This window comes from Marinomonas pontica, from assembly GCF_036322735.1.
GTDB classification, from domain to species: Bacteria; Pseudomonadota; Gammaproteobacteria; order Pseudomonadales; family Marinomonadaceae; genus Marinomonas; species Marinomonas pontica.
In genome coordinates this window covers 2180374-2192667 of the sequence record NZ_AP027271.1, presented here as the reverse complement: position 1 = coordinate 2192667, position 12294 = coordinate 2180374, and the positions used below count along the sequence as shown (strand labels likewise).

The window sequence follows — 12294 nt, the reverse complement described above, 5'->3', positions numbered from 1 at the left end:
TTAGTGTTTTTTAGGTCGATCTTGTTAGCAAAAGCACGCGGCCTTTCGTTGATTGAGGCGTCATGACGGACAGCATGGTTATGCTGTCTTTGTTCGGGTTTATGACGGCGCGCGGTTGTTTGTGCGGAATGATTTTTCCAAAGATTGGGCAAACTTCGGTTTGTTTGGTTTTGTCGGATAAGAATGCGGTCCCGTTTAACGGTAAAAAATATTGGGTCGCTTTTTTGTGATAATAAAGCGTTTCTTTGTACTGAGGTGGATACAGTTCTAAGCAAATTTGTCCCGATTCCCCCTCCCAAAGAGGCCAGGTTTTGATTTGGCCTCTACCTGTCTGAGACTCAACGCTGCCCGAAGACATTTTTTTGAAGGGTGGTGGTGTGTCGCTGAGGTCATGTAATGGTGAAAATTGCACCAAGCAAACCTCTGCGCTGGCGCTTAATAAGTTCACACAGTTGATGCTGTTGGCAGCCAACCAAATTCCCTGGTGTTTTTTAAGCGCTGTTTCTTGAGAGGGGCTTTCTGTGTCTTGTTGGTGGTGTTGTAAATACAACTCGCCTTTCATCACAAATAAAAACGTATTAGCAGGGTAATGGTAAAAACGGACCGGTGTCGCGCTTTGGAAAAGATGCTCGTGAGCAATGCGCAGATCGTCTTGTTGATGAATGATTAGGTGTTTGCTGGGGGCACCAAGATCGTAATCCAGAGGATCGAGTATATTTTGATCGCTTACGTTCACCATCCGCTACCTTTTTAATGTTTGCCCATATTGAAGCACGGGAATACAGGCCTTTCCATGATAATCTTACGCTGAGTGTTGCAGTGTGTTGGGAAGTTTCTTTATAGTTGACCCCATATTAGTTTTGAAATCCGTATGTGTCGATAATTTACACATTCAAATGATTGTAGAAGGAAAGTTTCCTTGAGTGAGTTGTCAAATTTCGAGTCGAATGAAACCCTTTCATTAAAAGACTACACAGAAAAAGCGTACTTAAATTACTCTATGTACGTTATTTTGGATCGAGCTTTGCCGCACATTGGTGATGGGTTAAAACCAGTTCAGCGTCGTATTATTTACGCGATGAGCGAGTTGGGACTTAAAGCCACCGCAAAATACAAAAAATCCGCTCGTACTGTGGGTGATGTGTTAGGTAAATTTCACCCGCATGGTGACAGTGCATGTTATGAAGCCATGGTGCTGATGGCTCAGCCATTTTCTTACCGTTATCCACTGGTCGACGGACAAGGAAACTGGGGAGCGCCAGACGATCCAAAATCCTTTGCTGCCATGCGTTACACCGAATCACGCTTGTCCAAATACGCTGATGTTTTACTGAAAGAAGTGAGCCAAGGTACGGTGGATTGGGTACCTAACTTTGATGGCACGCTTCAAGAGCCTTCCGTACTGCCTTCTCGACTGCCGAATTTGTTGCTCAATGGCACAACCGGCATTGCTGTTGGTATGGCGACCGACATTCCGCCGCACAATTTGCGAGAGATAGGTGGGGCGTGTATTCATCTGTTGAACAACCCAAATGCTGACTTGGATGAGTTGCTTAATTTCGTCCAAGGTCCTGATTTCCCTACTGGTGGAGAAATCATTACTCCGCGTGGCGATATTGTTAGGCTTTATGAGACCGGCAAGGGGCAAATTAAAGCCAGAGCGCGCTTTACCATTGAAGAAGGCGAAATCGTTGTAAACGAGCTTCCTCATCAGGTGTCTGGCAGTAAAATATTAGAGCAAATTGCGGCGCAAATGCAGGCCAAAAAGCTGCCTATGGTGGTGGATTTACGCGACGAATCTGATCACGAAAACCCGACCCGTCTGGTGATCGTGCCTAAGTCTAATCGTGTTGATATCGATGCGGTGATGACACACTTGTTTGCTACGACAGATCTTGAAAAATCGTATCGTGTCAACATGAACGTAATTGGCTTGGATGGGTTGCCTCAGGTCAAACCACTGAAGAGTTTCTTGTCGGAATGGTTACGTTTTCGTATTGATGTGGTTCGCCGTCGTCTGCAATTCCGACTTGATAAGGTCATGAACCGTTTGCATATTTTGGAAGGTTTATTAATTGCCTACCTTAATATTGATGAAGTTATCGAGATCATTCGTACTGAAGACAAGCCAAAAGTGGAATTGATGGCGCGATTTGGCTTGAGTGACATGCAAGCGGAGTCCATTTTAGAGCTGAAATTACGTCACCTTGCCAAATTGGAAGAGATGCGCATCAAAGGTGAGCAAGATGAGCTTGAAAAAGAGCGTAAACAGCTAGAAGGCTTGCTATCATCAGATCGTAAATTGAAAAAGCTGATTACGGAGGAGATCCAAGAAGCGATTGATGCGTTTGGTGATGATAGACGCACGCCCATTGTGGCTCGTAAAGAAGCCCAAGCGTTCAGTGAAGAAGATTTGTTATCGAATGACCCCATTACGGTGGTGATTTCTAAACAAGGCTGGATCCGAGCGGCAAAAGGGCATGACATTGATGTCAATGGACTAAGCTATAAGTCTGGCGATGAGTTCTTGGTTAGTACGAAAGGTCGCTCAAATCAGACATTGGTGCTGCTGGCTTCCAACGGTCGAACCTACTCTATCAAAGCGCATACCTTGCCTTCTGCTCGTGGTCAGGGCGAGCCTATTACGGGTCGAATTTCTCTTGAAAAAGACGCTACGATTGTGTCTGCGGTTTTGGACAATGAAGATGCTCATTACTTAATTGCCAGTGATGCTGGTTATGGTTTTGTGGCAAAGCTGGGTGACCTTTATGCAAAAAATAAAGCAGGCAAAGCGACATTGACTCTGCCTCAGGGCGCTCAAGTGATGGCGCCTGTACTGGTACAAAATCCAGAATCTGGCCGTGTTGTGGCGGTGTCTAATGAAGGACGTATGCTAGCCTTTGATGTGGCTTCTTTGCCTCAAATGGCAAAGGGGAAAGGCAATAAAATGTTGAGCATTCCTAGCGCACGCGCAGCTGAGCGAGAAGAGCTAGTGATTGCGTTGGCGTGTGTGCAACCTACGGACTTATTGACGGCGTACGCTGGCAAGCGCTTTATTTCTTTTGCAGAAAAAGACTTAGAAGAATACCTTGGTGAACGAGGCCGAAGAGGTCTTAAGTTGCCAAGAGGTTTCCAGCGCATTGACAGTCTTGAAGTCAAAGTGGGTGAAGGTAAACAAGCGAAAGTCGACGGCGCGTCTAATCAAGATTTGTTTTAATAGTGAATAATATGATCGTTGGGTCTAGACTGTGTCTAAGCTCAACTGTTTCACCTTAAGTATTGAATACTGTGCTCGTTCAGAAAATGGACTTGCTTCCAGCAGGAGGAAAAAACATGAAAGGCAGTAAAAAGGTAATAGATAGTTTGAATGCGTTGCTAGCGAACGAGCTGGCGGCGATTGATCAGTATTTTATTCATTCTCGTATGTACGATGATTGGGGCTTGAATAAGCTTTATGAGCGTTTGAATCATGAGATGGAAGAAGAAACGCAACATTCTGACTGGCTAATTAAGCGTATTTTGTTCTTGGAAGGTGTGCCTTGCATGACGAAACGTCGCGATTTACTGATTGGTTCTGATGTTAAATCAATGATGACAAATGATTTAACGCTGGAATTAGAAGTGGTTAGCTGTGTGCGTGATGCCATCGCTATTTGTGAAGCGGAAGGCGATTATCAAACGCGTGAAACCCTTGAAAAGTTGTTGTTTGATACGGAAGAAGACCATGTGTATTGGTTGGAGCAGCAACTCGGATTGATGGAAAAAATTGGCATGCAAAACTACTATCAGTCACAAATGGGTAACTAAGGAGAGTTTGTATGAAAGGGGATCGTGACGTAGTTGCTAGCCTAAATAAAGTGTTAGCGAATGAACTAGTGGGTATTAACCAGTACTTTCTTCACGCGCGTATGTTCAAGGACTTTGGCTTTAGTGCGTTGGATAAAGCGGACTATAAAACTTCCATTCAGAAAATGAAAAATGCCGATCGTTTGATTGAGCGTGTTTTGTTTTTGGAGGGGTTGCCAAACCTGCAAGATCTAGGTCGTTTGCGTATTGGTGAAAACAGCGAAGAGATGATTTCGGCGAATCTAGAGTTTGAACTGGATACATTGCCTGCGCTGAAGGCCGCTATTGACCTTTGTGAGCAGAAAAAGGACTTTATGAGCCGTGATGCATTGGAAAAAATATTAGAAGAGCAAGAAGAGCAGATTGACTGGCTTGAGACTCAACAGCACTTGATTGCAAGTTCTGGAATAGAAAATTACCTGCAATCTCAAATGTAATACTTTGCTTTGTGATTAAGCTACTTGAACTTGAGTTTCAGCAATTTTGATAAGCTCACTGTTCAGTAGCTTTTTTGCGCACTGACAGCATTTCCCGCACTGACTTCCAATACTGTGTTCTTTGTAAAGTTCGCGCATGGTTGTAGCGCCTTCCTGAATCGACGCCTTAATTGTCTTGTCTGATACTCGATTACAAATACATACGTACATAAATGAAAATCACTCTCACTAATATTCCAATCATGCGATTCTATTTTTAATGGTAATGATTATCAATAGATAAAAATTAATCTATTTTTAAGGTTTGATAGTTTTTTATAGAAGACACCAATAAAAGCGCCTTAAAAAAGCGTTTTTATTGGTGTGAGAGAGAAGAAAGCCCAGAAGCTTTAGTGTTCTTTTTCGGCGATGTCGTTTAGGACTTTCAGAAAAGATTCTGGATCATGTGCGCCTTGAATCATGTATTTGTCATTGATGACATAAGTTGGGACAGATTGAATGTCTAGGTCTCGCAGGTGTTGCAGCTTTTTCTCTGTCAGTTGCTGGGCGGTCGAGCTTAAGGCGTATTCAATGTCGGTTGGTTTTAGGCCAATGCTTAGGGATAACTCTTCTAATACACTTTGTGAGCCAATGTCTTTTCCGTCGGTAAAGTACGCATGAAAAAGCGCGATCACAAACGGCGTGGCTAACCCAGACTTGGTCGCGGAAAGCACAAATTGATGAGCAAGTTTGGTGTTTGGGATTCGATCTTTTTCTGAAAAATTGAATTGGATACCCGCTTCAATGCCAACTTGTTGTATAGCGTGCGTGGCTTCATTCAATTTCTCTGGGCTACCAAATCGTTCGCCTAGATAGATTTCTCGGTCAGCGCCTGATAATGGCATATCTGGGTGCAGTTCGAATGGCTGCCAACGAATGTCGATTCTATAATCGTCACCCAATTGTTCAATGGCTTGTTTAAGGCGTGAATAACCTAGATAGCACCAAGGGCAAACCACATCTGAAATAATGTCGATACGCAGATCGGCCATGAGTTCTCCTAAAATATTGTACGGTTACTGAATGTCTGAAAGGGTTAATTGATGCTTAAAGCAATGCACTGACTGATTTCTGTGTACGAGCGTCCGCTTTCTTTATGCCAATGATTAAATGCTGCTTGTGCTGCTTTCCAAGCGGACTGAGTGTCTCTTCCTGTTGTGATGATCTCATGTTGTCGTAAATAGCCTTCAACATCTCTGGTTAGCATAAACGTATCTTTGCCCATTGCTCTTAATGTGTATGGTCCCGTGTTGCCACCTAAGCGAGCGCCGTGCTTTTTTAGGTAAGCCCATAAGCCAATAATGTCGTCATTAGGCCACTTAGCGACAAAATTCGAAAACGATCCGTGACTGGCCTGACATTCGTTAATCATGAGTGCATTCTCTCGGATGGTCATGACTTTGCCGAAATTGCGAATGATGCGCACGTCTTTGGCTTTTTCTTCCCACATTTCATCGTGAATCAGCAGCATTTTTTCAATATCAAACTCGAAAAAGACAGTTTCAAAGCCGGGCCATTTGTTGCGTACTACTTGCCAGTTAATACCAGATTGAAATACTTTTTGAGTGAATGCGGCTAGCCATCTGTCATCAGTATGTTGACTGAGTTGCGAGGTGCTGAGTGGTCGAGACAGTCTTTGTTCTAACTGTGTTGACCCTCCATGTCGAAGTGCTGCGCGGTCATAAATTGATTGAAAGAGTTCGTATGTCATCTTGGACTCCTAGTATGTGGGCGCAGTTTACCATAACCCTTGATCCATATAATGGATTGAACCAATATCTTGTTTGCTATTTTAGTGATGGACGCTATGTGTTTGTCCTATAATGCCAATAAATGACCCTGTCGAGAGAAGTTGAATGACACATTTGAGCGTTAACCTGAACAAAATAGGCTTACTTCGAAATTCACGTGGAAGAGATTATCCAAACTTAATTGCGATGGCGGAGCGAACACTAGAGCTTGGTGCGTTTGGTATCACCATTCACCCAAGACCGGATCAACGACACGCAACGTACCAAGACGCATATGATTTGAAAGTCTTGCTGAAGCGTTTTCCTGGCGCTGAATTAAATGTTGAAGGGTTTCCTGACGCCCAGTTTTTGGATGTGGTGCTCGACGTTGAACCCGATCAATGTACGCTGGTGCCTGATGACCCAAATCAGCTCACTTCTGACCATGGCTGGAACATTGCCCGTGATCAAGACGCGCTTCGCCCTGTGATTGCTAAATTAAAAGCGAAAGGTATTCGCGTTGTGTTGTTTATGGACCCTGAACCAGAAAATATGGCGCTTGCTAAAGACATTGGTGCGGATCGAGTTGAGCTGTACACAGAAGCGTACGCCAATGCATTTGGGAAAGCCGGTTTTGAACAAGTGCTTGAAACCTATCAGCAAGCGGCACAGGCGGCATTAGATGCCGGTTTGGATGTGAACGCTGGACATGACTTAGATTTGAACAACGTGCAAGCCTTGTGCGAGCAGGGACGAATCATGGAGGTCTCCATTGGTCATGCACTTACGGTTGAGGCCTTGGAGCAAGGTTGGAACAACGTAGTGAAAGCGTATTTAGCTAAACTGGCTTAATACAGTGGAGACTGCAAAACGAGCACGTTGTGAAGCCTGTTGTTTTTTAGTGGAACAATGTGTTTGTCCGTGGATACCTCATTTATCCACTAAATTGCAGGTTCTAATATTACAAGATCCAAAAGAAGCGAAGCACGCTAAAAACACCGTGTCATTGTTGTCTTTAGCGTTGCCGTCTGTGGTTTGTCTTTCAATATCAAGCCATGACGAGATGAAGGCTTTGTTGTCTCAAAAAGATCGAACGGCATGGAAACTGGTGTTTCCATGTGAGGATGCGGTGCCAATCGAGTCGAGTACTTCAACGAAAAAGGCAGATGTTGAAGGGCTCATTCTCATTGATGCAACATGGCGAAAAGCAAAGAAGCTTTATTTAACGGAGCCAATTTTGCGTGAATTCGGTGCAGTGAGTTTTGCTCAGCCGCCATTAGGACGGTATACGATCCGAAAATCGCCTAACGAACATGCTCTGTCGACACTCGAAGCGTGTGCGTATGCCATAGAGCAGGTGACTGGCGAAAATATGCAGCCGTTAAGAGTCTTTATGGCGGCAGCACAAGAGTGGCAATGGCGACAACAACCACTGAACCATCGACATAAAAACGAGTCATAAAACCCTATTACTAACAGAGAGATGTAGTCTTGCTATGAGTAAACAAACTGAAATCGAAGCCGCTGTTCTGCGCCGATTATTAAAACACTTGGACGAGAACAAATCTGTGCAAAATATTGACCTGATGAATTTGGCGGGTTTTTGTCGTAACTGTTTGAGTAAGTGGTATATGGCCGAAGCACAAGAGCAAGGCGTTGCAATGGATTACGATAAGGCGCGTGAATTTGTCTATGGCGAGCCTTATGACACTTGGAAGGCGAAATATCAGCCTGAAGCCACGCCTGAACAATTGGCGACTTTCAACGCCAAATCAGAGTCAAAAAAGTAGAGTGAACGTGAAAAAACGATTTGAATCGTTTTTTTTGTTTTTAGGCCACAACAAGCGCATGGTGTCCATGTTGCTTGTTGTGTGCTTGATGCCGCATTGGCTGTTGTACGCTGATGTATCGGATAAATATCGTAAGTTGGCTAAGCAGGCGGCAGCAGTGTACGGTGCGAGCGCTGAGAAACGAATTTTAGCATGGCGCAAGTTAGTGGATGACAGCCAATCCTTATCGATCGTTGATCAACTTACTCAGGTGAATAATTTTTTCAATCAAATGGAATTTGTTGACGATATGACATTATGGGGTAAAGAAGACTATTGGGCGACGCCCATTGAATTTTTAGGCATGCAAGCAGGGGACTGTGAAGACTTTACCATTGCCAAATACTTCACTCTGCGTGAGTTAGGCGTGCCTGATGAAAAACTAAGATTAGTGTACGTAAAAGCGTTGAAGTTGAATCAGCATCACATGGTGTTGGCGTATTATCATAAGCCGACTTCCGTTCCTGTTTTGCTTGATAACCTTGATAAAGAATTAAAACCCGCGTCAAAGCGCAATGATCTTTTGCCAATTTATTCTTTTAATGCAGAAAACTTGTGGCTTTCTAAGGAAAAAGGGCGCGGTGTCTTGGTTGGTGGCTCATCTAGATTGAGCTTGTGGACAGATTTAAACAGTCGTTTTAATACGATGACAAATTAGGAGAACGTGGATGACGCTGTTCCGCCAATTAATGTTGACGATAATCGCCATTTTTTCATTGATGCTTGCTGTGGTGATGGGGATTAATTTCAATACCACAAAGGGGTATTTAATCGGTCAATTAGAATCAACAACACAAGATTCTGCCACGTCACTCAGTATGTCCGTGTCTGATTTTATGGCGCTAGAAGATTACGCCTCGGTGGAAAGCAGCATCAATGCGGTTTTTGACAGTGGGTATTTTTCGGAAGTTCGTATTCACGTTTACGACACGGATAAGGATATTTCTCGCTCTAATGAAACCATCATTAATGGTGTGCCAAGTTGGTTTATACAGCTGATAGATTTTAAAGTACCTGTTGCGAAAGCCGTCATTTCAAATGGCTGGAGTGAGCTTGGGCAAGTGTACATTACCGGCAGTGCTGGCTATGGCTATAACCAACTTTGGCTGGCGACGAGAGATTTATTGATATCCTTTTTTGTCATCGGCGCGATTACACTCATTGTAGGGAGCTTTGCTCTGCGTTACTTATTTCAGCCTTTGGTTGAACTGGAGAAGCAAGCGGAAGCGATTCAACAGCGTCGCTTTATGAAAATGACCAATGTCCCTAAAACTCGCGAGTTAAAATCCGTAGTTTTATCCATGAATCGCATGGCCGAAAAGCTGGAAAAAGAGTTTGCTTCTGAAGTAGAAACCGCACAATGGTTGCAGGCCAAGGCTTTTAAAGACCCTGTTAGTGGATTAGGTAACCGAAGTTTTTTTGAAAGCCAGATAAAGTCTCACTTTGCGGAACGGGAACGCGGTACTGATGGCTTAGTTTTTGTGAGCTTGGCGGACTTGGGCAAACTGAATAATGAGCGAGGCTATGAATCAGCGGATATGTTCATTCAGGCTACGGCGGATATATTGTCGAAGAAGGTCGCAATGATTTCGTCTTTTACAACGCTTGCGCGTTTGTCTGGTGCCGACTTTGTACTGCTTATTCCGAATGTAGATCACAGTCAGTTAAAGCATATAGTGCAAGATATTATGTCGGATTTAATGGAGCTAAACACCGCCAGCATCAGTTATTCCATCGCCGTGGCAAATATCGGCGCGGTGACCATCGACGGCAGTGTTGAGCGCGCAAGTGCAATGTCACAAGCGGATACCGCGTTGCGTGAAGCGAAGCGTGAAGGTGCGAATACCTACAAAGTATTTGATTTGAATGTGAGTCGGAATGTATCGATTAACCGAACGCAATGGAAAGACATTTTAGAATCTGTGATTAAACGCCAAGCGTTTAAATTGAAAAAGCAGAAAGTGAGTACGTTAGATGATTCGCCGGTTACTTCACAAGAAGAAGTGTTTATGGGGTTGGAGCACGCGGGCAAAGAATATCACGCGGGGTATTTTATTGGTTTGGCTGAACAGTTTGATTTGGGTGATCAGATCGATAAGGTGATTGTGTCTCAAGTCATACATTACATTAAATCGAAACACCCTTCTGTGCCTCTGACGGTAAACTTATCTGCGTCAGCGTATGCAAAACCAGAGTTCATTGACTGGTTGAAACAGATTCTTGCTCAGCAGACCGCTGAGGTGAAAAGTAAATTAATGTTTGAAGTGACTGAGCAGAGTGTTTTGCTGGAAGAAACCCAAGCCAATGTGTTGGCGCAAATGCTGAAATCTCAGCGTGTATTATTTGGTATTGATAACGTGGGTAAGCAATTCTCAGCCTTTCAGTACTTACAAACACTGATGCCAGATTATGTGAAAGTGGACTCGTCCTATACCCGTATGGCGGCAGGAAAGGAGTCAGAATCCTTCTTCATGCATACGCTGTGTAAAATGTTTAACAGTTTAAACATTGAAGTCATTGCAACGGGTGTAGAGAATGAGAGGCAATTAACCGCATTAAGACGTTTTGATGTGACGGGTGTGCAGGGGTATTTTGTGGGTCGAGCGCAAGATATGTAAGCGGTTGGTTTACGTATCTTGCTACCGATGAATTTGTAGGTCTTCAGATTAATGAGTCGCCACTGTCTTCGCCAAGATGATCGTTTTCTATCATTAAGCTTTCATCGTTATTGCTGTGAACGCCACGAACCCACTTTCTTCCGAGTAGTTTTTTCTGTGCGGCAAGTGGCAGTTCAGTAAACTGAATTAAGCGTTTTTCTGTAAGAAGATCGACTAAGTCTTCTAAAATACGCATCATTTCGCCATCGGAACTTGACAGTATTTCTTGGGTGCTGGTGCTTGCAGAAGTGAACTTTTTTTCTAGTATGCTGGCAACAGTCGGATCGTTTGGTGCAACAAGTAATTTGTATTCGTTTGATTGGGATGTTGCTACGTCAACAATGACGCCATCCGCATCGACTTTTGCATATAGCATATTGATTTCCTTCTAATCTCTCAATGTGTGAGTAAGTGATTTGTTCACTTCCCATCTTACCTAATAACCACTATTCTAGACCATAACTGTCATCATTGTATTGTATGTTTATAAGCCAAATTTGGGTTGTTTAGGAGAATATAGAGCATGTCTGACACTGGTCGTCCAGAGCAGAACTCTTCGTCATCGGCAGAGAATGAGTCTTATGATGAAAATGAAATCACAAATGAAGCAGAAGATGGCGCAACCGATACGGTGAGTGAAGAGGCATTACAAGCCGAGGCCAATCAGTGGAATGTCCAAAGTGCGTCGTTAGAATATCCTAATCCGTTATTAGATTGTTTGGTCTTATTAAGTAAATATTCCTGAATTCAAGTCCGAAGTGCGACACTTTCACTTCAAGCAACTAAGCACATTTCTTTAAACACTACGGCTGGTTGCTTGAACCCTAAACACTTCCTTGGACGATTATTTATTCGTCTCATTGCGAAGTGTATTCTCTCTTCTGTAACACGTCTTAAATCGGTACCTTTGGGCACATATTGCCTTAGGAGTCCGTTGCTATTTTCGTTTGCTCCACGTTCCCAAGAACTGTATGGATGAGCAAAATACACTGTCGTTTCTAATGCTTCGGCTATCTCAGCGTGATACGCGAACTCTCGACCATTATCTGCTGTGATCGTGTGAACATGATCTTTAAAAGGCAGCAATAGCTCTATGGTTGCTTGAGTCACATCTTTGGCTGATTTCGAATCCACTTTCTTTATAAGGTAAAAACGTGTCTTTCTTTCTAGCAAGGTGACAATTGAGCCTGAGCCGTGCTTACCTAAAACAGTGTCTATCTCCCAGTCTCCAAAGCGCTTTTTGGTATCAACAATCACAGGCCGATCATCAATGGATACCTTATTCTTGATCACTTCAGCTTTTGTTCTCTGGCCTTTCCGGTAGCGTTTTCTTCCTTGCCTCAAATGGCGGTAAAGTGTCCCTTTGTTTCTTTTGTCATCATGGATATATTGGTAAATCCATTGATGACTGACGGGAACACCGCAGTTTTTGAGTACGTTAGAGACTTGCTCAGGACTCCAGTCGATTTCAATTAAAATACGAATAAAATCAATTGTCTTTGATGATATGCGATATTTTGCCGCTGTCTTCCGCCTTATCAAACAGGCTCTTTGGGCTTTGTCAGGGCAATATTCTGTTACTTTTTTATTCCGCTTTAACTCACGGTAAATCGTAGCTCTATGACAATTCAGGATGAGTGCAATATTTGCCACTGATATTTCTTGCCCTAAAAGAGCGGAAATCTGGTATCTTTTGCCTTCGGTCAACTGCTGATAATTCATGTTGGTACTGCTTTATCTGTGGTAAGAAGAAGTG

Annotated in this window: 15 protein-coding genes; 9 read left to right on the top strand and 6 right to left on the bottom strand. The window is 43.4% G+C overall.

What is annotated here, in order from left to right; all coding sequences use genetic code 11:
• Positions 1 to 10: 10 nt before the first annotated feature.
• Entirely contained in the window at positions 11 to 739 is a 729-nt protein-coding gene (locus tag AABA11_RS10330) for a hypothetical protein (RefSeq protein ID WP_265730005.1), read from the bottom strand.
• A gap of 180 nt (positions 740 to 919) precedes the next feature.
• Here AABA11_RS10330 and parC point away from each other — a divergent pair, with 180 nt between their 5' ends.
• From parC to bfr (AABA11_RS10315), 3 genes are all read left to right on the top strand, one after another.
• Complete coding sequence (parC, locus tag AABA11_RS10325; protein ID WP_338267635.1) at positions 920 to 3217, top strand: DNA topoisomerase IV subunit A; 2298 nt, start codon at positions 920 to 922, stop codon at positions 3215 to 3217.
• A 116-nt stretch (positions 3218 to 3333) separates the two neighbouring features.
• Positions 3334 to 3807, top strand: a complete 474-nt coding sequence (gene bfr / locus AABA11_RS10320) for a bacterioferritin (RefSeq protein ID WP_265730003.1) — start codon at positions 3334 to 3336, stop codon at positions 3805 to 3807.
• An 11-nt stretch (positions 3808 to 3818) separates the two neighbouring features.
• Entirely contained in the window at positions 3819 to 4283 is a 465-nt protein-coding gene (gene bfr / locus AABA11_RS10315) for a bacterioferritin (RefSeq protein WP_338267628.1), read from the top strand.
• 15 nt (positions 4284 to 4298) lie between these two features.
• On the opposite strand, the gene AABA11_RS10310 is transcribed toward bfr (AABA11_RS10315), so the two are convergent.
• The 3 genes from AABA11_RS10310 to AABA11_RS10300 all read right to left on the bottom strand — a co-directional run bounded on the left by AABA11_RS10310 (position 4299) and on the right by AABA11_RS10300 (position 6033).
• Positions 4299 to 4493, bottom strand: coding sequence for a (2Fe-2S)-binding protein (locus tag AABA11_RS10310; protein WP_338267625.1), 195 nt, complete (start codon positions 4491 to 4493; stop codon positions 4299 to 4301).
• Positions 4494 to 4672: 179 nt separating this feature from the next.
• The gene (locus AABA11_RS10305) at positions 4673 to 5314 is read right to left on the bottom strand and encodes a DsbA family oxidoreductase (protein WP_338267623.1); all 642 of its coding nucleotides are present in this window, start codon (positions 5312 to 5314) and stop codon (positions 4673 to 4675) included.
• A gap of 44 nt (positions 5315 to 5358) precedes the next feature.
• The gene (locus AABA11_RS10300; RefSeq protein WP_338267621.1) at positions 5359 to 6033 is read right to left on the bottom strand and encodes a DNA-3-methyladenine glycosylase I; all 675 of its coding nucleotides are present in this window, start codon (positions 6031 to 6033) and stop codon (positions 5359 to 5361) included.
• A gap of 145 nt (positions 6034 to 6178) precedes the next feature.
• On the opposite strand from AABA11_RS10300, the gene AABA11_RS10295 reads away from it, so the two are divergent.
• From AABA11_RS10295 to AABA11_RS10275, 5 genes are read left to right on the top strand one after another with little or no spacing between them, the layout of a single operon-like run.
• Positions 6179 to 6904, top strand: a complete 726-nt coding sequence (locus AABA11_RS10295; protein ID WP_338267618.1) for a pyridoxine 5'-phosphate synthase — start codon at positions 6179 to 6181, stop codon at positions 6902 to 6904.
• A 4-nt stretch (positions 6905 to 6908) separates the two neighbouring features.
• The gene (locus AABA11_RS10290) at positions 6909 to 7514 is read left to right on the top strand and encodes a tRNA-uridine aminocarboxypropyltransferase (RefSeq protein ID WP_265729997.1); all 606 of its coding nucleotides are present in this window, start codon (positions 6909 to 6911) and stop codon (positions 7512 to 7514) included.
• Positions 7515 to 7548: 34 nt separating this feature from the next.
• The gene (locus AABA11_RS10285) at positions 7549 to 7842 is read left to right on the top strand and encodes a DUF1244 domain-containing protein (RefSeq protein WP_265729996.1); all 294 of its coding nucleotides are present in this window, start codon (positions 7549 to 7551) and stop codon (positions 7840 to 7842) included.
• Between the two features lie 7 nt (positions 7843 to 7849).
• The gene (locus tag AABA11_RS10280) at positions 7850 to 8539 is read left to right on the top strand and encodes a transglutaminase-like cysteine peptidase (protein WP_338267615.1); all 690 of its coding nucleotides are present in this window, start codon (positions 7850 to 7852) and stop codon (positions 8537 to 8539) included.
• 10 nt (positions 8540 to 8549) lie between these two features.
• Entirely contained in the window at positions 8550 to 10499 is a 1950-nt protein-coding gene (locus tag AABA11_RS10275) for a bifunctional diguanylate cyclase/phosphodiesterase (protein WP_338267613.1), read from the top strand.
• A gap of 43 nt (positions 10500 to 10542) precedes the next feature.
• Here AABA11_RS10275 and AABA11_RS10270 read toward each other — a convergent pair whose 3' ends face one another.
• Positions 10543 to 10914: a hypothetical protein gene (locus AABA11_RS10270; protein ID WP_265729992.1), complete on the bottom strand. Its 372-nt coding sequence runs from the start codon at positions 10912 to 10914 to the stop codon at positions 10543 to 10545.
• A 147-nt stretch (positions 10915 to 11061) separates the two neighbouring features.
• Here AABA11_RS10270 and AABA11_RS10265 point away from each other — a divergent pair, with 147 nt between their 5' ends.
• Positions 11062 to 11283: a hypothetical protein gene (locus AABA11_RS10265; protein ID WP_338267610.1), complete on the top strand. Its 222-nt coding sequence runs from the start codon at positions 11062 to 11064 to the stop codon at positions 11281 to 11283.
• A 29-nt stretch (positions 11284 to 11312) separates the two neighbouring features.
• Here the strand turns inward: AABA11_RS10265 and AABA11_RS10260 are convergent, their stop codons facing one another.
• The gene (locus tag AABA11_RS10260) at positions 11313 to 12260 is read right to left on the bottom strand and encodes an IS30 family transposase (RefSeq protein ID WP_114413812.1); all 948 of its coding nucleotides are present in this window, start codon (positions 12258 to 12260) and stop codon (positions 11313 to 11315) included.
• Positions 12261 to 12294: the final 34 nt, after the last annotated feature.

Excerpts from the sequence above, each read along its gene's own strand:
- AABA11_RS10330 (WP_265730005.1), bottom strand. The coding sequence starts at position 739 with ATGGTGAACGTAAGCGATCAAAATATACTCGATCCTCTGGATTACGAT.
- bfr (WP_265730003.1), top strand. The coding sequence starts at position 3,334 with ATGAAAGGCAGTAAAAAGGTAATAGATAGTTTGAATGCGTTGCTAGCG.
- bfr (WP_338267628.1), top strand. The coding sequence starts at position 3,819 with ATGAAAGGGGATCGTGACGTAGTTGCTAGCCTAAATAAAGTGTTAGCG.
- AABA11_RS10310 (WP_338267625.1), bottom strand. The coding sequence starts at position 4,493 with ATGTACGTATGTATTTGTAATCGAGTATCAGACAAGACAATTAAGGCG.
- AABA11_RS10305 (WP_338267623.1), bottom strand. The coding sequence starts at position 5,314 with ATGGCCGATCTGCGTATCGACATTATTTCAGATGTGGTTTGCCCTTGG.
- AABA11_RS10300 (WP_338267621.1), bottom strand. The coding sequence starts at position 6,033 with ATGACATACGAACTCTTTCAATCAATTTATGACCGCGCAGCACTTCGA.
- AABA11_RS10295 (WP_338267618.1), top strand. The coding sequence starts at position 6,179 with ATGACACATTTGAGCGTTAACCTGAACAAAATAGGCTTACTTCGAAAT.
- AABA11_RS10285 (WP_265729996.1), top strand. The coding sequence starts at position 7,549 with ATGAGTAAACAAACTGAAATCGAAGCCGCTGTTCTGCGCCGATTATTA.
- AABA11_RS10275 (WP_338267613.1), top strand. The coding sequence starts at position 8,550 with ATGACGCTGTTCCGCCAATTAATGTTGACGATAATCGCCATTTTTTCA.
- AABA11_RS10270 (WP_265729992.1), bottom strand. The coding sequence starts at position 10,914 with ATGCTATATGCAAAAGTCGATGCGGATGGCGTCATTGTTGACGTAGCA.
- AABA11_RS10265 (WP_338267610.1), top strand. The coding sequence starts at position 11,062 with ATGTCTGACACTGGTCGTCCAGAGCAGAACTCTTCGTCATCGGCAGAG.
- AABA11_RS10260 (WP_114413812.1), bottom strand. The coding sequence starts at position 12,260 with ATGAATTATCAGCAGTTGACCGAAGGCAAAAGATACCAGATTTCCGCT.